This window comes from uncultured Campylobacter sp. (assembly GCF_938015785.1).
Lineage (GTDB): Bacteria > Campylobacterota > Campylobacteria > Campylobacterales > Campylobacteraceae > Campylobacter_B.
The window spans coordinates 1-23,279 of the sequence record NZ_CALLWC010000033.1; the positions used below are offsets into that span (position 1 = coordinate 1).

General features: G+C 38.1%; 21 protein-coding genes. 19 read left to right on the plus strand and 2 right to left on the minus strand.

Annotated features, from left to right (window positions below; all coding sequences use genetic code 11):
- The first annotated feature begins 170 nt into the window (after positions 1–170).
- From Q0393_RS04430 to Q0393_RS04465, 8 genes are all read left to right on the plus strand, one after another.
- Positions 171–593, plus strand: a complete 423-nt coding sequence (locus tag Q0393_RS04430) for a type II secretion system protein (RefSeq protein WP_094079099.1) — start codon at positions 171–173, stop codon at positions 591–593.
- Positions 593–1,048, plus strand: coding sequence for a prepilin peptidase (locus tag Q0393_RS04435; protein ID WP_298978201.1), 456 nt, complete (start codon positions 593–595; stop codon positions 1,046–1,048). Before Q0393_RS04430 ends, Q0393_RS04435 begins: the two co-directional genes overlap by 1 nt.
- A gap of 57 nt (positions 1,049–1,105) precedes the next feature.
- Complete coding sequence (locus Q0393_RS04440) at positions 1,106–1,531, plus strand: hypothetical protein (RefSeq protein WP_298978203.1); 426 nt, start codon at positions 1,106–1,108, stop codon at positions 1,529–1,531.
- A gap of 46 nt (positions 1,532–1,577) precedes the next feature.
- Positions 1,578–2,039: a hypothetical protein gene (locus Q0393_RS04445; RefSeq protein WP_298978205.1), complete on the plus strand. Its 462-nt coding sequence runs from the start codon at positions 1,578–1,580 to the stop codon at positions 2,037–2,039.
- A 135-nt stretch (positions 2,040–2,174) separates the two neighbouring features.
- Positions 2,175–2,597, plus strand: coding sequence for a hypothetical protein (locus Q0393_RS04450; RefSeq protein WP_298978207.1), 423 nt, complete (start codon positions 2,175–2,177; stop codon positions 2,595–2,597).
- Positions 2,598–2,609: 12 nt separating this feature from the next.
- Positions 2,610–4,028: a hypothetical protein gene (locus tag Q0393_RS04455; RefSeq protein ID WP_298978209.1), complete on the plus strand. Its 1,419-nt coding sequence runs from the start codon at positions 2,610–2,612 to the stop codon at positions 4,026–4,028.
- Positions 4,029–4,055: 27 nt separating this feature from the next.
- Entirely contained in the window at positions 4,056–4,580 is a 525-nt protein-coding gene (locus tag Q0393_RS04460; RefSeq protein ID WP_298978211.1) for a hypothetical protein, read from the plus strand.
- Between the two features lie 17 nt (positions 4,581–4,597).
- A complete protein-coding gene (locus tag Q0393_RS04465) occupies positions 4,598–5,899 on the plus strand; it encodes a hypothetical protein (protein WP_298978213.1) in 1,302 nt (433 codons plus the stop codon).
- A 1,049-nt stretch (positions 5,900–6,948) separates the two neighbouring features.
- Here the strand turns inward: Q0393_RS04465 and Q0393_RS04470 are convergent.
- Entirely contained in the window at positions 6,949–7,257 is a 309-nt protein-coding gene (locus Q0393_RS04470; protein WP_298978214.1) for a P-loop NTPase fold protein, read from the minus strand.
- 246 nt (positions 7,258–7,503) lie between these two features.
- On the opposite strand from Q0393_RS04470, the gene Q0393_RS04475 reads away from it, so the two are divergent.
- The 10 genes from Q0393_RS04475 to Q0393_RS04520 all read left to right on the plus strand — a co-directional run bounded on the left by Q0393_RS04475 (position 7,504) and on the right by Q0393_RS04520 (position 21,360).
- On the plus strand, positions 7,504–7,659 hold the full coding sequence (locus Q0393_RS04475) for a hypothetical protein (RefSeq protein ID WP_298978216.1): 156 nt from the start codon (positions 7,504–7,506) through the stop codon (positions 7,657–7,659).
- A 168-nt stretch (positions 7,660–7,827) separates the two neighbouring features.
- A complete protein-coding gene (locus Q0393_RS04480) occupies positions 7,828–8,202 on the plus strand; it encodes a hypothetical protein (RefSeq protein ID WP_297905105.1) in 375 nt (124 codons plus the stop codon).
- A gap of 530 nt (positions 8,203–8,732) precedes the next feature.
- Entirely contained in the window at positions 8,733–10,913 is a 2,181-nt protein-coding gene (locus Q0393_RS04485) for an STT3 domain-containing protein (RefSeq protein WP_298978218.1), read from the plus strand.
- A 255-nt stretch (positions 10,914–11,168) separates the two neighbouring features.
- Complete coding sequence (locus Q0393_RS04490; protein ID WP_298978219.1) at positions 11,169–11,753, plus strand: hypothetical protein; 585 nt, start codon at positions 11,169–11,171, stop codon at positions 11,751–11,753.
- A gap of 358 nt (positions 11,754–12,111) precedes the next feature.
- Complete coding sequence (gene metE, locus Q0393_RS04495) at positions 12,112–14,394, plus strand: 5-methyltetrahydropteroyltriglutamate--homocysteine S-methyltransferase (RefSeq protein WP_298978220.1); 2,283 nt, start codon at positions 12,112–12,114, stop codon at positions 14,392–14,394.
- A gap of 1,502 nt (positions 14,395–15,896) precedes the next feature.
- Complete coding sequence (locus tag Q0393_RS04500; RefSeq protein ID WP_298978222.1) at positions 15,897–17,456, plus strand: MBOAT family O-acyltransferase; 1,560 nt, start codon at positions 15,897–15,899, stop codon at positions 17,454–17,456.
- Entirely contained in the window at positions 17,457–18,767 is a 1,311-nt protein-coding gene (locus tag Q0393_RS04505) for a DUF459 domain-containing protein (RefSeq protein ID WP_298978225.1), read from the plus strand. It begins immediately after the preceding gene.
- Positions 18,760–19,812: a GDSL-type esterase/lipase family protein gene (locus Q0393_RS04510; RefSeq protein WP_298961329.1), complete on the plus strand. Its 1,053-nt coding sequence runs from the start codon at positions 18,760–18,762 to the stop codon at positions 19,810–19,812. Before Q0393_RS04505 ends, Q0393_RS04510 begins: the two co-directional genes overlap by 8 nt.
- Positions 19,813–20,264: 452 nt before the next feature.
- Positions 20,265–20,975 (plus strand): metallophosphoesterase, encoded by a 711-nt coding sequence (locus Q0393_RS04515; protein ID WP_298978227.1) that lies wholly within the window; start codon positions 20,265–20,267, stop codon positions 20,973–20,975.
- A 151-nt stretch (positions 20,976–21,126) separates the two neighbouring features.
- A complete protein-coding gene (locus Q0393_RS04520; RefSeq protein WP_291940039.1) occupies positions 21,127–21,360 on the plus strand; it encodes a SelT/SelW/SelH family (seleno)protein in 234 nt (77 codons plus the stop codon).
- 276 nt (positions 21,361–21,636) lie between these two features.
- Here Q0393_RS04520 and efp read toward each other — a convergent pair whose 3' ends face one another.
- The gene (efp, locus tag Q0393_RS04525; RefSeq protein ID WP_005871146.1) at positions 21,637–22,203 is read right to left on the minus strand and encodes an elongation factor P; all 567 of its coding nucleotides are present in this window, start codon (positions 22,201–22,203) and stop codon (positions 21,637–21,639) included.
- A gap of 88 nt (positions 22,204–22,291) precedes the next feature.
- On the opposite strand from efp, the gene Q0393_RS04530 reads away from it, so the two are divergent.
- Entirely contained in the window at positions 22,292–23,032 is a 741-nt protein-coding gene (locus tag Q0393_RS04530; protein ID WP_298978229.1) for a hypothetical protein, read from the plus strand.
- Positions 23,033–23,279: the final 247 nt, after the last annotated feature.

Below are 23,279 nucleotides of genomic sequence, written 5' to 3' on the forward strand. Positions count from 1 at the left end.
ATTATGGAGAAATTGTAAGTGCTTATATAATAGAATAAACTTAAATTTTGTGCCAATTTTTAAAAATTGGCACTTTTTTAATTGTAAAATCATAAAAATATATTGACAAAATTCAAAAAATATTGTATAAATAATTAATAAAATATTAAATAAAAAAAGGAGGACAAAAAATGAATGGGAGAATTGTAAAGTTTAAAAGTGAAAAAACCTTTGGCAAAAAAGCAAAAAAAGGCTTTACGCTTATTGAAGTGATATTGGTCGTGGCAATTATTACGATAATTTCTGCGATTGCAATACCGCAAGTTGGAAAATATTTGAATAAAGCTAATAGGAGTAAAGTTATTGGGGCAATTTCCGAGTTAAATAACACGACAACATCTTGGAGTATTGACCACAGCGGAGATGCACCGAAAAATTTGCAGGATATTTTGACGGAGCAAGGAAATTTGAATAAACTTGGAATTGGGCTGGATAGCAGCGGAAAATTTAAAATTGGGAATATTCAAGGTCAAATAATCTATCAGAATGGAGAAATTTATGCTAAGATCGCTGCAAATAGCAAGGCTTTTCCTGGAGAAGAGATAAAGAGATGATGGCAATCATTTTGTTGGTTTTAAAATATTTTACATTTTTTAGTATTTTTATAAATGATATGAAAAAAAAGCTGATATATGACAGGGATATTTTGTTTTTAGTTCTAATAGGATTATTTTCTGCTGTCAAATTTAATGATCTGGGAAATTATTATTTGGGAGCGAGTGGCTATTTAATGCCGTTGTTGGCACTTTATATTTTGGAAGATTATTTTAAAAAAAGTTTGATTGGCTTTGGAGATGTGAAGCTTATGATGGGAATAGGCGGGTTGTTTCGGTACAGCGGAGTTGAAAATATTTTTAAGTTTTATACAATGTTGTATATATTTTCAGGAATTGTCGTATTATTTTTACTTTTTTTTAAAAAACTTCAAAAATGTGAATATATTCCGTTTGCACCATTTATTATTGCAAGTTACATCTTTTTTAATCATTTTAAAATATTTTTTGGTTAAAAGAGAAAAGAGAAAAATAGAAAAAGAGAAAAAGGGGAAAAGGGGAAAAATAAAAAGATGAAAAAAGATAAGGGGGAAACTTTAGTTGAAAGTTTAATTTCAATATTTTTTGTAACACTTGCGATTGTTCCGCTGTCAAATTTGTTTTTAAAAACTTTAAAGACGAATACGAAAATAGATAATGTAAATCTTCAGAATATAGAAATTTCAAATATGATTGAGCTTATAAAATCTAAAAAATATGAGGAAATAAATAATTTTTCTGAAAAATATGAAATTGCAGATACAAATGATTTTTATAATAAATTTTTGATTGAGAAAAAATATCAGATTTTAAAAAATATTGATTTTACAAAAAATAAAATTCAAATAAAAATTGAAAAAACAGATGGATTTTATTTGAATGAAAAAGGCGAAAAAGAATATATTTTTAAAATAATTGCAAATAAAATGAACGATTATTATTTTCCAAATTTTTTATAGCGTAAATTTAAAATAAATTTAAATAAATTTGAAAAGAGGAAAAATTGTGAAAAATAAAAAAAGAGGTTATTTGCTTTTAGAAATTATGCTAAGTATATTTTTGTTTTCAGTCATAGTTTTTGTAGTTTCGATTTTTTTGAAAAGAGTTGTCATAATTGAGAAAATGAAAAAAAATAATCAGAAAAGTTATGAAAATTTGTATTTTTCGTTGGATAAAATTGTGGAAAATTTAAAAAATAGAGATAAAGATGAATTTTTTTATGAAAATGAAAAGAAAAATATTCATATTTTTAAAGATAAAATTGTTTATAAAACAGATGGAATCTTATATAAAATTGAATTTGAAAATAAAAAAATGTATATTTCGGATACGGAAAATAAAAGTAGTTTTGGAAGTAGAACAGTGATTTCAAATTTAGAAAATTTAGAATTTGAAAAAATTGGCGAAATTCTTGTCATAAAAATAAAAAATTTTGGAAAAGATGAAATTAGAGTTGTGAAAATATGATAAAAGGGGATTTTTTAAAATGAAAAAAAAAATTTAGGTGCAAGTCTTATTTATGTGTTAATTGCACTCTCGATGATAACTGTGTTTTCGACAAATTTTATATTTTTTGTAAAACAGAAATCGGATATAATTTTTTTGAAAAATACAGAAAAAAAATTAAATAAAAAAATTTTTGTTGAAAAAGAGTTGGAAAACGCTAAAAGAATTGAAAGAAATGGCGTGATTTTTGAAAATAATCAAGTCGAAATAGAAAAAGAAGAATTTTATTTCGATACGAATTTACAAAAAATAAAAAATGATTTGAGAGCAGAAAAATTGATATTCTTGCCAAAAAATGTGCAAAGTATTGGTGGCTTTGTGGTAAAAAGTATTAAAGACAGTAGTGAAAATGAATATTTTTTGCCACTTGATAAAAATACAGTTTATGGTGATTTGGAAGTTATTTTTGAAAGAAAAATTTTGGATACGGAAATTTTTTATAAAGAGAAAATTTCTTTTAAGCGAAAAAATGCAACACTTGTGGAAATGAGTGTTTTGAGCGGTGAAATTTTAAAATAGAGGAGGAATTTTTTGGAAAGTTTGAAGATATATTTAAGAAGCGAAAATAAAATTTATCTTTTTTATGAAAATGAAATATATTTTTATGAAAATCAGGAATTATCAAATGTTTTGGAAAATTTTTTGGAAGAAAATAGTTTTGACAAAACGGAATTTAAAAAAAATGTGGAAGTTAGTTTTATTTTGCATTTTTCATATTTTGATTTTGAAAATTTTCAAAATTTTGAAGAAGAAAAAAATAAAAGTAAAAATAGAAACGAAGACAAAAACGAAAATGAAAAAGAAAATAAAGATAAAAATAAAAATTATGAAATGAAAAAAATTTTTAAAAATAATAAATTTGTTTGTAAAAAATTTATTTTGGATTATGTAAATGATGAATATTTGAATCTTTATTTGGAAAAAAATAAAATTTCAAGTTTAAAAAAAATAGTAAAAAATTATTTTTTGAAAATTTCGGAAATAAAAATTGATTTTCAAGCGATTTATAATTTTTATAAAAATAAAAATCTAGAATTTGAAAGTGAGAATCAAAATCAAAATCAGAAAAAAAACAAAAATAATTATGAAGAAGAAAAAAATAAAGAAGAAAATTTATTTTTTGAAAATCAAAAAGAAAATAAAAATAAAAAAGAAGATGAAGAAATTAAAATTGTTCAAATAGAAGATATTGGTGTTGAACAAACTATAGACAAAGAAAGTTTGGAAAATGAAAATTTGAAAAGTGAAAAAATTGAAATTTTTCAAATTGGGGAAGAAAATAGTTTACGCATGGTAATTTTTGACGAGAAGATAACGGAATTGGAAAAAGTTGAGTTAAGACTTTCCGATATTGGAGAAATTAGTGAATTTGACTTTGGGGATATGATTGTTTTTACTGATACGGAAGAAGAAATTAAAATGATTTTTTCAGGTAGTGAACTTTTTGAAAATCCAAATTTTGCGGAAAATGAAAATTTTTTTGATGCAAAAAGTTTGAAAGAGATAAAAATTTTGGATGTGGCGACAGTTTTATTTTTGTTTCTTGGATATTTTCTTTTGAGTAATTTTATGAATAATGAAAAATTAAAAAAAGAAAATGAAAATATAAAAGTTCAGACGAAAATTTTGGAAAAAAATTATTTGAAAAAGAAAGATGAAGAAATTCCTGATTATACAAAAGAATTAAAAATATTAAAAGATATTGATAATTCGATTGAGCGAGATGAGTTTTATTCATATATAAAATTTTTAGTTGAAAACAGTAAAAAAGGGGTAGATTATACAAAAATTAATTATGAAAATTCAAAGTGGACAGTTTCTGGCGAGTTAAAAAATTTTGAGAATTTTGAAAAATTTGAAAATAGTATTTTGAAAAAATATCCCAATTCTGAACTTGGGTATTTAAAAGATAACGATGAAGCGACAATGTTTGAATATATCATTAAATAATTTTAAGAAAAGTGGGAAAAGTATAAAATGAGAAAAATAAATTTAAAAATGATGATAATTGCTTTAATTGTAGTTTTTTTGGCGATAAACTTAAATTCAAAGTATAGTGAGCACAAAGAACTTTTGGAAAATAAAAAATTACTTTTGGAGAATAAAAAAAATTTTGAGAAAAAAATTATTGAAATAGAAACTGAAAAATCACTTGAAAAAGAAAAGAATATAGCTGATTACGATAAAATTATGATGTTGACAAGAAGACTTTCTTTTTTTTCAATAAAAAATGAATCAGAGTTTAAAAAGATGATTTATATTTTTGCTCATGAAAGTGATTTAAAAGTGAAAGAAATTTCAAAATCAGAAAATGTCTGGGAGAAAAATGGATATAAATTAAAATATATTCATTTTACAACTTTTGGAAGTTTAAATGATTTTGGGAAGTTTTTGTATTTAATTAATAAAAGTAAAAGATATATTGATACTTCAAGATTGTTTATTGAGCTCACAAGTGATGAATTTAAAATTTCGATAGGTTTTATTGAGAAAAAATTGTAAAAGTAAAAGGGGGAAAAATGAGGAAATTAAATTTTATTTTATATGCCATTATTTTTTTTAGTAATACTTTTTCAGCGAAAGTTACGGATTATGTGAATAAAAACGATGCACAAAATATGAAAAAAATATTTATTTATAAAGTGCCGAAGGAAAATAAAAAGATTGAAAATAATAGTATAAATAACAACACACAACAAAAGCAAGTAAAAACTCCTGAAAATAATACATCTAAACAGACAAAACAAACTCCAAAAATGGAAAATAATAAAAAAGAAGTTACAAAAATAGAAAGTTCAAAAATTGAAAATCAGAAAAAAGATGAGATAAAAAATAAGACGGGAGAAATTGAGTTTGAATATAGAGATGCAAAAGAAATTTCAGAAGCATTAAATGGATTTGAAAAATTTGAAGTTATTGGTGTGGGGAATAAAATTATTTTTAGTGGAGATGAAAAGAAATTTGAAGAAATGAAAAAAATAATAAAGTCTTTTGACAGTCCAAAAGAGCAGGTTATAATAAAGGGAACGATAATTGATACAAGTTCAAATTTATTTGAGCGGCTTGGAATTGACTGGTCGATAAATTCAGATTCTGGAAATACTGGAAAAAATAATTTGGTTGCAAAATTTTTAAATGGAGAAATTTCGATTAGCTCGATATTTTCTGCGGGAGGAAAATTTTTGGGAGTTGACTTTAATATGCTAAAAGAAAATGGAGATATAAAAATAGAAGCTATGCCAACACTTATGATTATGGAAAAGGAAGAAGGGGAATTAAAAGTTACCGAAGAAGTGATTATAGGTGAAAAAAAAGTAACTAAAAATAATGAAGATTATATTGAGCCAATATTTTCAGAAGCGGGAATTGTTTTTAAAATAACTCCAGAAATAAAAAAGATAAATGGAATAAAAAAAATATTGTTAAAACTTGATACGGAAATAAGTAATTTTAAATTGACATCAACTTATAGTGCATCTTCTGGTGCAAAACAAAAAAATCAGACACGAACTACGATAACATTGAATGATGGTGGCTCGACATTTATAGGAGGATTAAAACAAAATGTGAGTAAAGAAACACAAAGAAGGGTGCCAATACTCTCAAAAATTCCAATAAACTTATTTACCAAATTTTTAAATCCAGAATATCTAGAAAGACTGCTATTTAAAAAACTAACAATACCAAAACAGAATTCACGGTCAGATAAGATAAAGTCTTTTAATATTTTATCGTCAACCTTTTCAAGTATTTTGAACTCATATTCGTTTCTATTGTTTAAAATATTTAGAATTCCTTCTTTTGAGCTAACTTTTGTTTGATTAGACATATCTCTCAAATTATCATCATACTCTATTAATACAGGGTCAAATTCTAAAATTTTATCTATATCAGGATTATACGGCAAAATGGTATTGTAACTATTATTTTCCAATATGCCCTTCAATATATTAATGGCAAAATTATGGTATTCATCAGCTTGTGTCGGATTTTGTTCTTTGATAAACTCTATATAAAAAATAAAGTTACTCACCCCTAAAACATATACCATATCAATATTGTCAGCAAGAAAATCTCTTATTTTATTGCAATATTTTCCATCATCCAATTTAAAGTCGTATTGCAATCTATACATATATCCATCCAATTTCTTAAGCTTATCTTCTTTAAATTTTATGATATTAACAATATCTCTAATCTTTTCGTCATCTGTTATGGATTTTGTTATATAGCCTATGATTTCCTCTCTTATATCACTTGGCTCAAGGTAATTTATTTGAGCATATTCTATAACCTCGTCAAATTCTTTATTTTTCTCGTTATCTTTAAGATTATTAGTAAAGTACTTAAAAGAATATTTATCAAGCTCTTTAAAATCTATATTTAATTTCAAAGCATTTATAGTAGCTATTTCCATAATGTCTTTTACTAAAATTTGCTCGGTGTATTTAAAATCCTTTAAATCTTTTTCTAAAAAACCAAAATCATTTAGCGCAGTTACTACTCGTTTCATAATCCTAATATTGTTTATATTGTGTTTTTTAAAATATTCGAGTGGATAGCTTTTAAAAAATTTAAGCTCTTCATGCAAAATTTTATATGAATCTTCTATAGAGGGATTATATTCAAATTCGTAATCTATGATTTTATCTTTTTATTTTTTTGTATTGTTGTCTAAAATTAATTCACCAGCATTAAAAATCATAACAATATGGCAGTTTTTCTGTTCTTTAATTTCTGATATTAATCCGAATATGTCTTTTAAACTTAATTTATTTGATAATCTTTCAAAATCATCAAAACAAATTACGATATTTTCGAAATCTTTCTTTTCAAAAAACGATAAGCATTCAATAATGGCCGAACCCAATTACGGCGTAACTTCATCTAAAATTTTATCAAATCTTAATTTTTTAGCATTCTTTGAAATTTCAGATATCGTCCGACTTATTCGATAGGCCTGCAATATAATTTCTTGTTTTATTTGTTTAATATCATCCTTACCGAATAGAGAAATGTATGCAAATTTTTTATTTAACTTTTTTGAATTTCTTTCCGCAAATTTTTGCCAAAAATATGTTTTTCCAACTCCCCATTTGCCGTTTAATACCATGCAAATAGCGCTTTCTTTCCTTAAAAAATCAATAAATTTGTCTTCTATTTTACTTTTTATTTGCATCGTCCTCTATCTCATTTTTACTTTAAATTTCTAGAATATTGATGTTTGTATGGTTATTATATCTTAAATATCCTTTTTTTGTCACATATATTTTGTAATATTTATATACAGGCAAATTTATGGTTAATTAAATATATTTGAAAAATATTATTAAATACTTACTCTATAGAAACATAATCGTCTTTAGTATTATTATATCGTCGCCTCTTGCTCCAATGCCGCACTCTTGATAGCGTGCCGCAGGAGATGAAAGGCTCGGCCGCTGCGCTCATCGGCTCGTTGCAATACGGCAGCAGCATCCTCTCCTCTGCGATGCTTGCGGCGTTTTCTGCGGGTACGCCGCGAGTGATGTCTTGGATAATAGCCCTTTGTTTGGCTAAGCGCGCTCGCGGCGTATTTTAATAAGTAAATTTTAAATTACGGCGAAATTTTATAATTTGCCATCGAGTTCAGCTCTGTTTTAAACAGACGGGCGGTTTCTTAAATTTAAACTCTAGCTAAATTTAGACCGAAATTTTTAAGTAAACTTTGCTATAATCGCCGAAATTTTGAAAAAACCGAGGAGAAAATATGAAACTAATTTACGCTGCTTGCGTGCTCGCCGTGTTTGCTTCGGCTCAGACCGAAACTGTGCAGGTGCCGGACTTTGCTAAAAGCTCGATGAAGACGCATGAGCAGGCCGAGGAAAAACTAATCGCAAATGCCCTAAAAGGCGATCTAAGCCAGATCGCAAGCGATCTAAAGATCGATAAAACGCTAAAGGGCGGCGAGTCGCTTGTTATTAACGGCGCGCATTACAGGACGATCGAGGGCGACAGCACGCAGTGGAAAGAGGGCGACGCCGTGCGCCTGCTAAGCGGCAACAAGGACGGCAGGTGCCTAAGCTCGATTATGCTTAATCTGCGCACGAAAACCGTCTGTAAATTTATGTGCGACGCGTATTAGACGAGAATTTCGTCTAAACCACAAAAATCCACCGGCTCGGCGCAAGCTTCTTGCAACGACCGGTTGTTTCTGCTATCAAGCCCTAGCATAAATCGCTAAATATATGCCTATGAATAAAACGTTATTATATATTTTTTTAAAAGCGTTCGTTATGTTTATTGTCCTATATTTGTTCATTCCGCACCCAGAAGATGGAATTTATAATATGCTAGATATACGCATGTTTATTGGCTTGGTGTTGTTTTGTATCTGCCTTATATTGGATATTTAGTTTACATCTTAATCTCTATCTTTACATATCGTATTTTTTGATGGTCGCCAAAATTGCATATCACAAATTTAAATTCTAAACGGCTTGACTTGGGTTGTTTTTAAAATTTCGCTTTAATATCGATAAATTCTGCTATAATAAACGCAAATTAAACAATGCCGTTAAAGACGTAACGCGGGCGTGATAAAGCGAGTAAAATTTGTAGAGGCAAATTTTAACCCTGCCGCTCGGTACTTCAAATGGTAAATCAAGGAAAAAGATGCAAAAATTTAGAATTACAAACGGCGAATGCTCCCGCATGGATATTTTTCTGATCATGACGCTGGTTTATATATTCGGCGTGGCGTGCAGGTTTTTTTGGATATATTGGGCTAGCGGGATTGAGCAGTTTTCTTTTGACGGCGAGCTCATCATGACTACAAATGACGCCTTTGCAAACGCCGAGGGTGCGCGCGATATGATAGCGGGCTTTCACCAGCCGGGCGATCTTAGCCCGTACGGCGCGTCGATCCCAACTCTGGCATTTTTGCTTAGTAAAATTTTACCAGTCAGCCTAAATAGCATTACGATTTATATGAGCGTGTTTTTGGCGCCGCTAGTGGCCGTACCGATTATTTTAATAGCAAGAGAGTATAAGATCCTGGGCGCCGGCATCATCGCGGCGCTGCTTGCCACCATATTGCCGGGATATTATATGAGGACTTTAGGCGGGTATTTTGATAGCGATATGTTAAATGTTACTCTGCCGCTGCTAACGCTATGGGCTTTGATTAGGCTCATAGGGCGAAGCGAGCAGAGTAGCTTTGCTTTACCTGCCGTTTTTACGGTGATTTATGATTGGTGGTATCCTAGCTCGTATTCTTTAAATATGGCGATTATAGTGATATTTTTAATCTATACTTTGATTTTTAATAGACACAATGAGGAAAATTACAAAGCGATTATTCTTATGGTCGTTGCAGTTATAAATTTTGGCGCGTATTACGAAGGCGAGACAATAATTGTAAATTATATTTTATTGTTCAAAACCTCACTGATTGCATTGCTATATTTTTTAATGATTAAAATTCCAAGTCATAAAAGTCAAAAGGCTCTTTGGATCTTGGGTGTGATCGTCGTAATTATGTTTATCATATTCGGCGGACTTGTGCCTATAGCAGTACAGCTTAAAGCTTACATCTTAAAAGATGTAAGCAAAGAGGAAATTTTCTACTTCTATGGCGTTAGAAGTACGGTTAATGAGGTAGAAAACGCTAATTTCATGAAATTTGTGCTTGAATCTAGTGGGCATCTATTTATATTTATATGCGCCGTAGGAGGGCTGGCTCTACTGCTGATAAAATTCCGTTCGTTTATCTTAATCTTACCGATGATAGCGCTTGGAGTTTTAGCACTTTTCGGTGGAACTCGCTTCACAATGTATGCTACGCCGATTATAGCGCTTGGATTTGCTTGTTTTATATATTTTGTGCTGAATTACTTTGAAATACGTACCTGGCTTAGAAGTACTTTGTTGGCTATTTTAACCTGTTTAGCGCTAATGCCTAGCATAGATTTTATTTATAAATTCCGAGTTGCGCCTACGCTTACGAAAGACTCCATAACGCCTCTTGCAGAGCTAAAAAATAAAGCTAACAGAGAGGATTATGTGCTATCGTGGTGGGATTACGGATATTTAATCAGATATTACTCAGATGTAAAAGTAGTAGCTGATCCTGGAGGTAGACAGGCGGGAGAATACACTTTTATGAGTGCGTTTTCCTTTAATAAAGATGAGGTAAGCTCTGCTAATATGGCAAGGCTTAATGTCGAATATATACAAAAGTTGCAAGGTAAAAAATTTGATCCTAAACTGGAAGATAAATTTAAACTAAATCTATATCAAATTCAAAAAGATTATGGCGAAGCCGATATCAATAAATTCTTAAGTTCTTTAAGCGATAAGAATTTCAAGCTTCCACAGAAAACTAGGGATATATATTATTATTTTGTACCGCACATGATAGATATATTGCCCAATATTTTAAAATTTTCTACTGTAGATATAGAAACAGGTAAAGAGTCTTGGACGCCATTTATTCATGTGGGTTATGATATTAGAATGGGTAAAGATGGAGAGAGCATCATAATAAATGATGAATGCACGCTGCCTAGCGTCGATCCTGAATACCTAATCTATGACGGTAAAAGAATGCCTATTAATTCATATTATCAAGTGGGCGAAGTAAACGGCAAACTCATAAAATTATCTAAGCAGATAGATAAAAATTCCAATCTTTACGTGATATTTTTACCGGATTACCAAAGAATTTTAATCTTAGATAAAAAGGTCTTTGAATCAACCTTTATCCAACTTTTTGTGCTGGAAAACTATGATAAAGATCTGTTTGAGCCGGTTTATTTAAGTAATTATGCGCGGATTTACAAGTTATTAAGATAAATTTATATCCAGAGGAATATTGCGTAAATTTTTATTGCATTGTGCTTTTACAAAGCGTATGTTACTAAGCGATAAAATTTATAATGCAAGCTATATGCTTAGATTTAGAATTTATACTGGTTATAAATAAGTTATAAAAATACTTCAAAATTTTGTCACTAAAAATCGTAAATGTTATGTATTTACTTTAAATTTAGCCTAGGTTTCGAAGTGTGTCGCTATCATTGAGATGAAATTTCACCAAAAGGAGTAAAGATGAGAAATTTAGTTGCAAAAGTGGCGCTTCTTAGCTCTTTAGCTGCAGTAAGCGCGATGGCGGAGGGGCTTTTCATAGGCGGTGAGGGCGGATACAATTTCAAAAACCAAGCTGCGGGTTTCGATGACGGACAACCGCAAATCGGCGTTAAGGCCGGATATGACTTCGGCACGTTTAGAGCTTACGGCGGGTATTTTTACGGATTTAAGGGCGAGGATTCCAGCTCGAATGCCAATTCGAAGAGAAAGGTTAAATGGAGCACGCACGATTTCGTAGCCGGTACGGATTTTACGCCGGAGCTTTTCGGTAGATTTAAGCTCGTCCTAGGCGCTTACGCTGGGCTTTCGGTGCTAGATACTGAAGTTAAAATAGACTATAGCAATGGCGGCTGGGTTAGAGCGGACGATACGCTGGGTGGCTTCATTTTGGGCGGCAAGATAGGTACCGCGTATGAGTTTGGCTCTAATAGCGAGATTGAAATGGGCTTTAAAGCAAGCAAGGCGTGGTACAAAGACGGCGATTATATCGAAGATAACGACGGTAAAAAATACGGCGTTTACGCAGGATATAATTATAAATTCTAAGAATTTTCATATTTGAGGCATTGCACTGCTTTCATAGAGCCTTGATGCTCAGTGGCTTTGCGGCGTGTCAGGTAAGGCTAGCTTCTCGTCGCAAGGCCTTTACTAAGTTTTAGTAGAATCTTGCGATGAGGCTTAAATTATGATGAATTTAACGCCTTTAAATTCAATCCTAAAATTTTAATTTATAGAATTCCGTCGATAAAAATTCCATTTCAGATTTTATCGGCGAAATTCCACCCCTGCGCTTTTGGATAAAATTTCGTTCATTTTCGAGATTAGATTAAAATTTTAATGACGGCAAAAGAAATTTTAGATAAAATCAACACTTTCATACCAAAATTTTACTGAAAGGATAGAGATGAAGAGTTACGTTACGGGCTTTCCGCGTATCGGAGAGCAGCGCGAGTTAAAGAAGGCTTTGGAGAGCTATTGGGCGGGCAAGTGCGATTATGACGCGCTAGAGCGGGTCGCCGCAGAGCTAAAAGATCGTCACATCAAATATCAGCTGGATGCTTGGAGCGGCCTAATTAGCGTGAACGACTTTTCATACTACGATCTGATGCTCGATACCAGCGTGCTTTTCGGCGTGATCCCGCAGCGCTTTGCGGCTCTTTCGGCGCATGAGCAGTATTTTGCGATGGCGCGCGGCAGCAAAGACGCAGTCGCGATGGAGATGACGAAGTGGTTTAACACAAACTACCACTATATCGTGCCCGAGATCTCGGCGTATACGGAATTTAGCCTAAATCCTAGTAAAATTTTAAGCGAGTACAAGGCCGCGAAGAATAACGATTTTAAGGATTCCTGCTCGCTAAAGATAAATTTAATCGGACCTATCACCTATCTTGCGCTTAGCAAATCAAGCGACAAAAGCGATCCGCTCGCGCATTTAGATACCCTTGCCGCAAAATACGAGGAGCTGCTAAAACTTCTTAGCGAGCTTGATAGCGAGGTCGTAGTTCAGATCGACGAGCCGATTTTCGTAACGGATCGCGCGGCTGAGCTAGCGTCAAAGATCGAGCCTGTTTATCAGCGCCTAAGCAAGGCTTCAAGCAACGTAAAAATCATCTTTATGACCTATTTTGAGCATGCGACCGAGGCCGTGCGCGAGATAGTAAAGACCGATGTTTGGGCGATCGGGCTTGATTTTGTTTACGCAAGCAAAGAGAATATCAAAAAAGAGCTTGAGACTTTAAAAGACGCCAAGACCGTGCTTTTTGCGGGCGTGATCGACGGGCGCAATATCTGGAAGAGCGATATTGATAAAAAGCTAGCTCAGCTCAAAGCTATCGAGGCCTACGTGCCTAAAGAGCGCATCTACGTGGGTACCTCTTGCTCGCTTTTGCACGTGCCTTTTACGCTAAAATACGAGGACAAGCTAAGCGCTGAGATCAAATCCTGGCTAAGTTTCGCGGTCGAAAAGCTAAGCGAAATTTCGATTTTGACCCATCTTTTCTTTGAAATTCCGATGTGCGAGCACGGCATGAAAGCTCACGAGCAGAATCAAAAATCCGCCAAAACTCGCGCTAGCTCGCCGCTCATCCATGACGAGCGAGTGCAAAGCCGCGCTGCAAATTTAAATAAATTCGAGCGCGCCGATCGCTACGAGGATCGCATTAAGGTGCAGAAAAAAGAGCTCGGGTATGGAATTTTGCCTACCACTACGATCGGCTCTTTTCCGCAAACTGCGGAGCTTCGCCAGGTTCGCAACGCTTATAAAAAGGGGCTTTTAGCGCGCGAGGATTATGAGAAGCAGATCAAAGCCTATATCGACGACTGCGTCAAATTTCAAGATGAGATCGGCCTAGACGTGCTGGTTCACGGCGAGCCTGAGCGCAACGATATGGTTGAGTATTTCGGCGAGCAGATGAGCGGATACGCGTTTAGTGCCAACGGCTGGGTGCAGAGCTACGGCAGCCGCTGCGTGAAACCGCCACTACTTTTCGGCGACGTTAGCCGCCCAAAACCGATGACCGTAGAGTGGATCAAATACGCTCAAAGCTGCACTAAAAAGATCATGAAAGGTATGCTAACCGGCCCGGTAACGATGATGAACTGGAGCTTCGTGCGCGATGATAAGCCTCGCGAGCAAATAGTAAAGCAGCTCGCACTTGCGATTTTTGATGAAATTTCGGATCTGCAAGACGCGGGTATCAAGATCGTTCAGGTGGACGAAGCTGCGTTTAAAGAGGGCTATCCACTTAGATCCGAAAACATCCCTGCGTATGAAAAATTCGCCGTTAGTGCTTTTAAGCTCGCTGTCAGCGCCGCAAGTGCTCACACGCAGATTCATACGCATATGTGCTATTCGGAGTTTAACGACATAATCAAAACGATAGAGGCGATGGATGCCGACGTCATCAGCATCGAGACCGCTCGCAGTGGCAACGAGCTGCTTCGAGTTTTCAAATCGGTCGGCTATAAGCAAGAGGTCGGTCCGGGCGTTTACGACATCCATAGCCCGCGAATTCCTAGTGTGCAGGAGCTCGTAAGCCAGATCCGCGCGCTACTTGAGGTGCTTCCTAAAGAGCAGCTGTGGATCAATCCGGACTGCGGTCTAAAAACCCGTAAATGGGAGGAGGTCCGCCCGAGCCTAAAAAATATGGTCGAAGCGGTTAGGATCATCCGCGCAGAAGCATAAATCTAGCGCATAAAAGACTTTGCTGCCGGGCAAAATTCCACCCGGCAGCCATTTTGCGATAGAATTATGTGAAGCGTTTATTTCGACTATGGACCGCTAAAACAGCTGCGCGAAATTTTACTTCGAACGAGCATTAAAGGGCGGTGCGAGATTTCTACGCGTCTGCTTGGCAAGCATATTTGATAGCCGCTAAGTAATGCAGCAATATGAAATTTCGCGCAAGATTTACGGATTTCGCAGTTAGGCAAGTTCGGGATTTTTTTAAAATGCGGCGTAAAATTTCATCTCGACTGATAGCTTAGAATTTCATCGCAACTGCTCGCTTGCTTGAAACGCGGAGCGTAAATTTTATCGCGATTGCCCTGAAGGCAGGTTGGGGCAAGCGATAAAATTTTAAAATTTTCGCAAATCAGTTCTTGCGCACACAAACCTCGCCAGCCGAATAAAAAACGCTGAAATTTGCAATTTTACGCGGCGTTTTATGAACTATTCGCGCCGCTAGATTAGAATTTCAAAACGCGAGACAAAGCCGGTATCTTTGCGCTAGAAATTTTAAATTGCAAATTAAAATTTACATTATCTCGTTAGAATAGCTGGGTTACGAAGCGAGGTCCAGCTCTGCTAGGTTAAATTTCAGCTCAAAATAAAATCTATGTAGCCGTATTGAGATTTACGACTAATTTCGCCTGGTGAGCCTGAATTTACGCCGCATTAAATTCGAGTTAGAGCCAAAATTTACGATGCGAAACTCGTTGATTTTAACTTGTGTTTTTTGCAAGAAAGAGCGAGGCTAGCGTAAGGTGTGTTTGCGTTGATACAAAATTTTAAAAGGGGCTTTATGGCGGCGCAGGTCTGCAATTTGCAGTAAAAATTAAAAGCTATGATTTTGGCTCATAAGGCACAGCTTTTAAATGGTTTCTAACACGCTTTAAAGTGAGATTTTGCTTAGTAATTTTGCGCGATAGATTTTAACGGGCGGAATTTTATTATCGCTGCAAAATTTTTTGGCTTTTAAAATTTTGCTTTGTAGAATTTCAGCCCTCATAGTTATGATGAAGTGTGGCTCATCTTATTTCGTAAGATTTTAGCGGCGCTACGCGCGTCTAATTTATATGGCATGATTCCAAGGCACTTATTTTGAAATCCTGCGGGTAGAACCTGCGAGATTGCGTTTGTGGGGTTTCATAAGAATTGCTGACAAACCGCTCAGCGCGTTTAAAAATTTTATTCGTGCGTCGAGCCCTCATTTGCGTTTTAAATTTTGCCCTTGCGGCGAAATTTCGCTCACGCGGCAAGGGCTTGCATGCAAGCTGTCCGTGAATCTAAGGATTTGGACGCTAAATTTATTAGCGCGTTTAGCGATGTAATGCCGTGCCTGCGCATAATATCTCGCGCTGCAAGTGATTAAAAAAAAGTTTTTGGCTTTTTCGCTTCGTATAAATTTCGCGCTGCGAGCGTTTAAAAGCCGCAAGAGCTTTAAAAATTTAAATTGGAAAGATTGAATGACATTTTTTTCGCCCGAGTTTGTCCTTGCTTTTTTAGCGTTTTTAATCGTTTATTGGACGTTCAAAAATCATATTTTCGCGCAAAAAATTCTGATCCTGCTGGCAAGCTACGGCTTTATGTGCTCCATAAATCCACGCTTTGCGCTGGTGCTTGCAGTCTATAGTGCTTTCGTATATTTTGCAGGAGTGTGTATCGCGCGCGCCAATCGCGTAGTCGCAAAAGCTATACCGCCCGCAAAGCAGTCCTCGCGCAAGAAAAAGCTCTCGCGTAAAGCGGTAGCCAAGCAGATGAGCGCAACAAAACAAGCTGGCATAGCAAAGCAGGTGCAAAAAGCGGGGTTAGCGAAGCAGATTTCGCTACCCACTGCGAAGGCACGCGCAGTGATGCTTGCGGCGGTTGCTGGCGGCTTATTTTTTCTCGCGTTTTTTAAATATTATGGCTACGTCAGGGAGTTTTTCAATGCCGCGCTTGCTGCGCTGCACCTAGGTGCCGTCGATAGTGTGGCGTTTCCGCTTGGAATTTCATATTATGTTTTTATGTCGATCACCTATTTCGTCTCGGTTTATAGGCGCGAATGCGGCGAGCAGGGCTTTTTGAGCTTGGCGTGCTTTTTAGCGTTTTTCCCCAGCGTCGTGATGGGTCCTATCGGGCGCGCTAGCGCTGCCAAGGGCGTAGAGCCAGTACTGCCGCAGTTTGATCGCTTCAAGCACTTTGGCAATGCCGATGAAATTTATGTGCTTATAATTTTTGCCTTAGTTAAGATGTTGCTTATTAGCGGCTATTTGGGCGCGTATTATAGCGATGTGATTTCGGGCGTTTACGGCGATGAGCCTGAGTCCTCCGCGGCGCAAATTCTAGCCGCACTGCTACTTTATGGCGTGGTTCTTTATACGAATTTTAGCGGCTTTATCGATATGGCGCGGGCGCTTGGACTTGCGATGGGCTTTAAGCTGCCACAGAATTTTAATATGCCCTATGCGGCTAAGAATTTAGGCGAGTTTTGGGATCGCTGGCATATCAGCTTATCCACATTTATACGCGATTATATTTATATCCCACTTGGCGGCTCACGCAGGGGTTTTACGCGCACCTGCGTAAATTTGCTAATCGCGTTTGCGCTCTCGGGCATTTGGCACGGTGCGGGATTAAATTTTTTGATTTGGGGGCTTTTGCACGGAGCGGCGCTTGTATTTTTAAAATGTCTTGCCAAAGTGGGCGTAAAGCCGCTAAATCCACATTTGGCGCTTTTTTGCACCTATATTTTTGTAAGTTTCGCTTGGATTTTTTTCGCCAATTCCCTTCCAGATGCGGCGGCGATTTTGAGCGCTTTTACCCGCGCGCGAGTTTTCGGAGATATTAGCGAGCTAGCGGTGCTTGCGGTGATTTTAGCGGGGATTTTTGTTTATCCTAAAATTTCAGCTCTTAGAGATACTTTGATCGCGCTTTTTGCCGAGCTGCCGTTTTTGCCTAAAGCTCTCGCGCTCGGCGTGATTTTCACGCTGATTTTCGCGCTGATGCCAAGCGGAATTCCAAATTTCATCTACGCAGGATTTTAGATGCTTAGGTTTGTTTCAACTCTGCTTTTTGCGCTGCTTTTCTCAGCATTTTTTATGCAAGGCTCGCTGCTTTATTATTTGGAGCAGCGATTTCACGATGACTTTGGGCTAGAAGAATGGCTGCGCCGCTCGCCGTTTCGCGTAGGCGGAGAGATCTACGAAAAGATTGCAAATGGCGTAGATAAGCTAGAGCAGCGTATCAAAGGCGAGGATATTAGCAAGGATGAGGACGCAAGTCCGCATAGCGGAAGCAAAAATTTTAAAAAACCTGCGCAAGATCGTATGGCGGAAAATCAAGCTTTGCAAAGCACGAGGGCGCGAGATCACGATACTTCGCAAAGCGTTAAACCGCAAGATAGCAAGCCGCAAGCCCATGCCGCGAAGAATTCAGCTTTAAATAATTCTATGCATCATTTAAAAACGCGCGATTCTGCGCAGGAGCCTTACGCACAAAATTCCATCCCTCAAAATTCTACTTCGTCAAATTCTATATCACAAAGCCTGGCTACAACAAGCTCTGTGTCGCGCAGCTCCTCTGCGTCACAAAACTCCGTTACGGCAAGCGCAACCTTGCAAAGCGGCGAAAATTCCGATTCTCAACTTCCTGCTACGCAGGTCTTGGAGCAGAATTTAACGACGCAAGGCTCCGTGGAGGTTGATGCTAAAATTTCGCTTAGCGACGATGGCAAAATCCGCCTAAACGCAGGCGATGAGGTACTTTTTATGGGCGATAGTCTGATGCAATACGTTGGGATGAACGCTAAGAAATTTTTCCCGAAGCGAAGCCTAAGGGTGATCGATCTTAGCAAGCAATCTACGGGGCTTGCGAGCAAGAAATCTTTCGACTGGCAAAAGACGCTCGATACTGCGCTTAGAGAGAATGGCGGCGTTAAGCTCGTAGTCGTGCTTCTAGGAGCTAACGATGTGTGGGAGTACCGCGCAGGGGGTAAAACTTATGGCATCAAAACGCCGCGCTGGCGGGAGTTTTACGCCTCAAGGGTGCGCGAGATCTACGATACGGCGCACTCGCACGGCGCGGGAGTGCTGTGGCTAGCGATGCCGTGTATGCAAAAGCCGGATTTTGAGGAGAAAACGCAGCTGCTAAATCAAATATATGCCGACGCTAGTATGGCGCTTGGCGGGTATTTTATGCAAACAACCCCGCTGGTGTGCGAAAAAGGCGTCTATAAAACCTATCTGCAAAGCGGCTCCAAGCTCGTGCGCGTGCGCCAAGACGACGGCATTCATATGAGCAAAGAGGGTTGCGAAGCGGTAGCGAAAGAAATTTTATCAAGGATTGAAGTTGAGTAAATTTATAGTGATTTTATTTGCCGCATTATTAAGCGGATGCGCGGCAAACGCAGGCGTTCGCGGCATAAATTCCGCAAATGCAAAAAGCTCTGCGGGCTTTGGAGTGAAATTTTTTGGTGATTCGCATTTAGGAAGCGATGCGCTGATAGATGCTTTCAGACACGGCTTTTTCGTGCAAAACAGCGTCGGCTTCGTGCCTGCAATGATGCCTAAATATCACAAAAGCGAAAATATAGAATTTAAGCAAAGCGGCTTTAATGTAATCTCATCCCGCACCGAGCAAGACCCCGATTTCCCGCTATGCGGAGTGATCGCTACCGGCAAAAAGGGCGCTAATGTGCGGCTGGAGCTAAAGCAGCTTAGCGGCGATTTTTACGTCGAAATTTTGCATAAATCGGATCAGGGCGGTGAGATTTTTCGCGTACGCGATGCAAGCGGGCTAAGCGCGTATATTTCACAAGAAGTGCCGCAGAAATGGGAGTATTCTAAGCTGCGACTTAGATTTCCGATCGAAATTCGATCGCTGCGTGATGGAGCAGAGCTTGGAGGATATAAAATTTACCGCAAAAACGCGCGCTTTGCAGACTCTTGCGCGAGTAATGGCGCGTTTAGCAACCTCTACGAAAAATGGGGTGCAGATGCCTTTGGTAGGGATTTTTCGGGACTTAGATACAATCTCGTAGTTATCGCTTATGGCACAAACGACGCGATGGATCCGAAATTTGACGAGCAAAAATTCTACCAAAGCGTCCGTGGGCTGCTTCGCTCCGTCCGCTCTGCGGCTCCCGGTGCAAAAATCCTGCTCGTAGCACCGCCGCGAAGCCCTAAAGTGCCAAACGCCTCACGCGCTGCGGAGGTGCTAGCGCATCTAGCGCGAGACGAAGGGGCGATGTTTTACGACATAGCCGGTCTTATGGATGAGGATGGCGGCTGGCGCGGCTGGCGCGAGCGCGGGCTTATTCGCCCCGACGAAATCCATTTGCAAAAAGAGGGCTACGAAAAAATCGGCGCAGCGCTGGCTACGAAATTGCGCGGCAGGCTTTAAATTTAATCTTTAAATTTAGGTGGCTCGCCGTGGAATTTATAAAGTCCGTTGTGAAAATTTACAAAGCTCTTTGTGAAAATTGCACAATCCGCCGCTAAATTTACGTGGTTCGCTATAAAATTTACAAAGTCCGTCGCTAAATTTAAAATTTGACGGCAGCAATCAAAGCTATGCTCGCCCGGATTTCGCCGCTTAGATCTGCGCCGCGAAATTTAAATCGGAAGCTGCGGCTTTAAATTTACGCGTCGATAGGCTTGATGCCTGTGCTTTTAAAACACGTCGCCTAAATTTACGCTTTTAATTTGGATTAAATTTGCGTGGTTGCGGATCGGAACGCTAGTTATATTTTGCAACGAGTGCGCTGCGTAAAATTTAGCACTTAAAATTCCATTTGCACGAATTGCGACAAAGCGCTGCGAACTAAATTTAAAGAGAAGCAAAAAAGGAAGCAGATGATATATCTTTGCGGCGATACGCACGGCATAAACGAGATCGATAAAATAACGAACAAAGCCTTTACTAGCGGGCTTAGCGCCGATGATTTCGTCATCGTGCTCGGAGATTTTGGGCTGTTTTGGAGCGAGCGGATAGATGAGTTTATGGCGCGCAAAAATATAGAAAGATATTTCCCCGCCACGCTTTTTTTCATAGACGGCAACCATGAAAATTTCGATATGTTGGACGAGCTGCCGCGCGAGCGGAAATTCGGCGGCACCGTGAGCGTGGGCGGCGAAAACATATTTTGGCTGCGGCGCGGCGAAATTTACGAGATCGCGGGGCGGCACTTTTTATGCTTCGGCGGCGCGCTTAGCGTCGATAAGGCGCATCGGATACCTGGGCTTAGCTGGTGGGCGCGCGAGATTCCGAGCGAGGAGGAGTTTAGTTGCGCGATGCAAAATGCGCGCGATTTCATCGCCTCCAGCGGGCGGATCGATGCGGTGCTGAGCCACACGGCGCCGAGGTTTGCGATGAAATTTTTAAAAGAGTACCTCTGGTGCGGCAAAAGTACCCCCGATAAAATGTCTGAGTATTTAGAGATGATCTTTGAGCTCGTAAGGCCTAAGCGGTGGTATTTCGGGCACTTTCACGGCGATAAGAAATTCCATGCGCAGGGCTGCGATTTTTATCTCTGCTACGATGAAATTTTAAAATTTAAGGACTAGCCTTAAGCCCGCGGCAGCGAAATTTAGGGCTTTGCAAACTGCGAAATTTCGCTCGTAAATTTTAAATGCTGAGATGCGCTAAATTGAGCCTTTATATTAAAATTTAAGCTAGTTTGGCTACAATGTGGCACTTTTTTAGAAAGGAATAAAGATGAAGGTTGTAATTACTTATTGTAATTCTTGATCTTATAGACCGCAAGCTCTCCGTGTGAGAGATGAAATAACAAGCGTCTATAAGGATGCGGTTGTCGAGTTGGTCCCTGGTGGTAGCGGAGACTTTCTAGTAGAAGTTGACGGCAGAAAGCTTTTCTTTAATAAAGATTTTGCTAAGCCTCGTTTTCCAAGTGAAGGTGAAATTTTAAATCTAATTAAAGTTGCAGCCTAGCTCAAAGCCCGAAAGCGGGTCGTAAGATTTGCTTCGGGCGTTTTTTATACTCAAATTTCATATCCGTAAATTTAATCGTAAAGCTATTTTAAATTTTGCAAAAATCAGCGTTGCGTAAAGCTTATACTAAATTATCTCACATTTTGGCAAATTTGAAAAGCTATTTTAATCAAAATTTATGCGAAGATCGCGGTTTAAATTTATCGATCTGAGTTTATAAATTTTAAAAGAAAGAGGAATTTTTGCGAAATCAAAATTTCGCAAAAACAGGGGGGATTATTTATTTGCGCGCTCGATATACTCGCCGCGGACGGTGTCAACGCGGATGACCTCGCCTTCGAGTACGTGAAATGGTATCTGTACCACGGCGCCGGTTTCGAGCGTGGCGGGCTTTTTATTGCTGCCCTGCGTATCGCCGCGGAAATTTGGCGCGGTCTCTACAATCTTAAGCTCCACCACCTGCGGTACATCCACGCCGATCGCTTTGCCGTTGTAAAACATTATATTTACCATCATACCATCTAGCATCCATTTTTTCGCCTCGCCCACGTCCTCGTCGCTAATCGCGATCTGTTCGTAACTATCAGTATCCATGAACTGACACGCCTCGCCGTCGTCGTAGAGATACTGCATCTCTTTTTCCTCGAGATTCGGCGCCTCGCATTTATCGCCGGCGTGGAAGGTCTTTTCAAGCACCTTGCCATCTATAAAAGATTTTATTTTAACGCGCACGAAAGCAGGTCCTTTGCCCGGTTTTACGTGTTGGTATTCTATGATTTTAAACGGAATTCCGTCCACCTCGATTTTTAGACCTTTTTTTAGATCGCCCATTGAATAAGCCATAAATTTCTCCTTAAATTAATGAGGCGCGATTATAACAAATTTTATTTTAAATTGATATAATTGGCGAAATTTTAAGGGGAGGGAAGCTATGAAAAAAATCATCTACGTTTTGGCTACATGTGCGGCTTTTGTGCTTGGCGCGAATGCGAACGAAGCGGAGTTCGTAAAAAACCTAAAGCAAAGTCTAAATGATAAAAACGCTCAGCTCATCTCGATCGATAAGCTAAACTCGCTAAACGGGCTAAATTTGCTGATCGTCCGCTCGGGCGATAAAAACGAGGCGTTTTTGGCTAGCGACGACGGCAAAAGCCTAGTGGCAGTAACAGAGGAGCCTAAGCTTGCGGACGGAGCGGATACGGCGCTGTTTAAGATGAGAACTCAAATTTTAAAAGACGCCAGGGACGCCGCCGCGCTTGAGCTGCTAAAGAGCATAGATCCCGCGAGATTTGCCTATATCGAGTCGTTTGATAAAAACAATCCCTACGTGACCTACATCGTGGGCGATCCGGAGTGCCCGTATTGCGCCGAGGAGATGAAGAGGATCACAAAGCATCTTCGCAACAGCAACGTAAAATTAATCTTTGCGCCGGTGCACGGCAAGAGCGCGTTTATCAAATCGGCGCTGGTTTTAAAGCAGCTAAAAGCCCTCTCGCCGAGCGATCAAAAGGGCGCGATCGACGTGATCGAGAAATACTATAACAAGGACGCGCAGGTAAGCGATGCGGACGTCTCAAAAGCCGAGCTTGACGCCGTATACGCGGACACCAAGACGCTCTTTTCCAAAGGCGTGATCAAATCGGTGCCATACGTGATCAAAGTGAAAAAATAGTCTAAATTTGAGGAATTTAGAGCGCGAGGTTTGTATATGAGCAGCGCGCGTTTGCTTGCGGTAGTGCAAGTCGCGCGCAGCACAGCCACCCGCGCGAGCTGAAATTTAACAAAATTCCGTCGCTTTAAAATTTCAAGCGGCGGAATTTAACTTTAAAATTAAGCTCTTGAAGCTTTGCCGTCAAATTTGAAAAGGCTCTCTTTAACTTAAGCTCACACAAAGGAGCAGTAAGTTACGATGGATACTA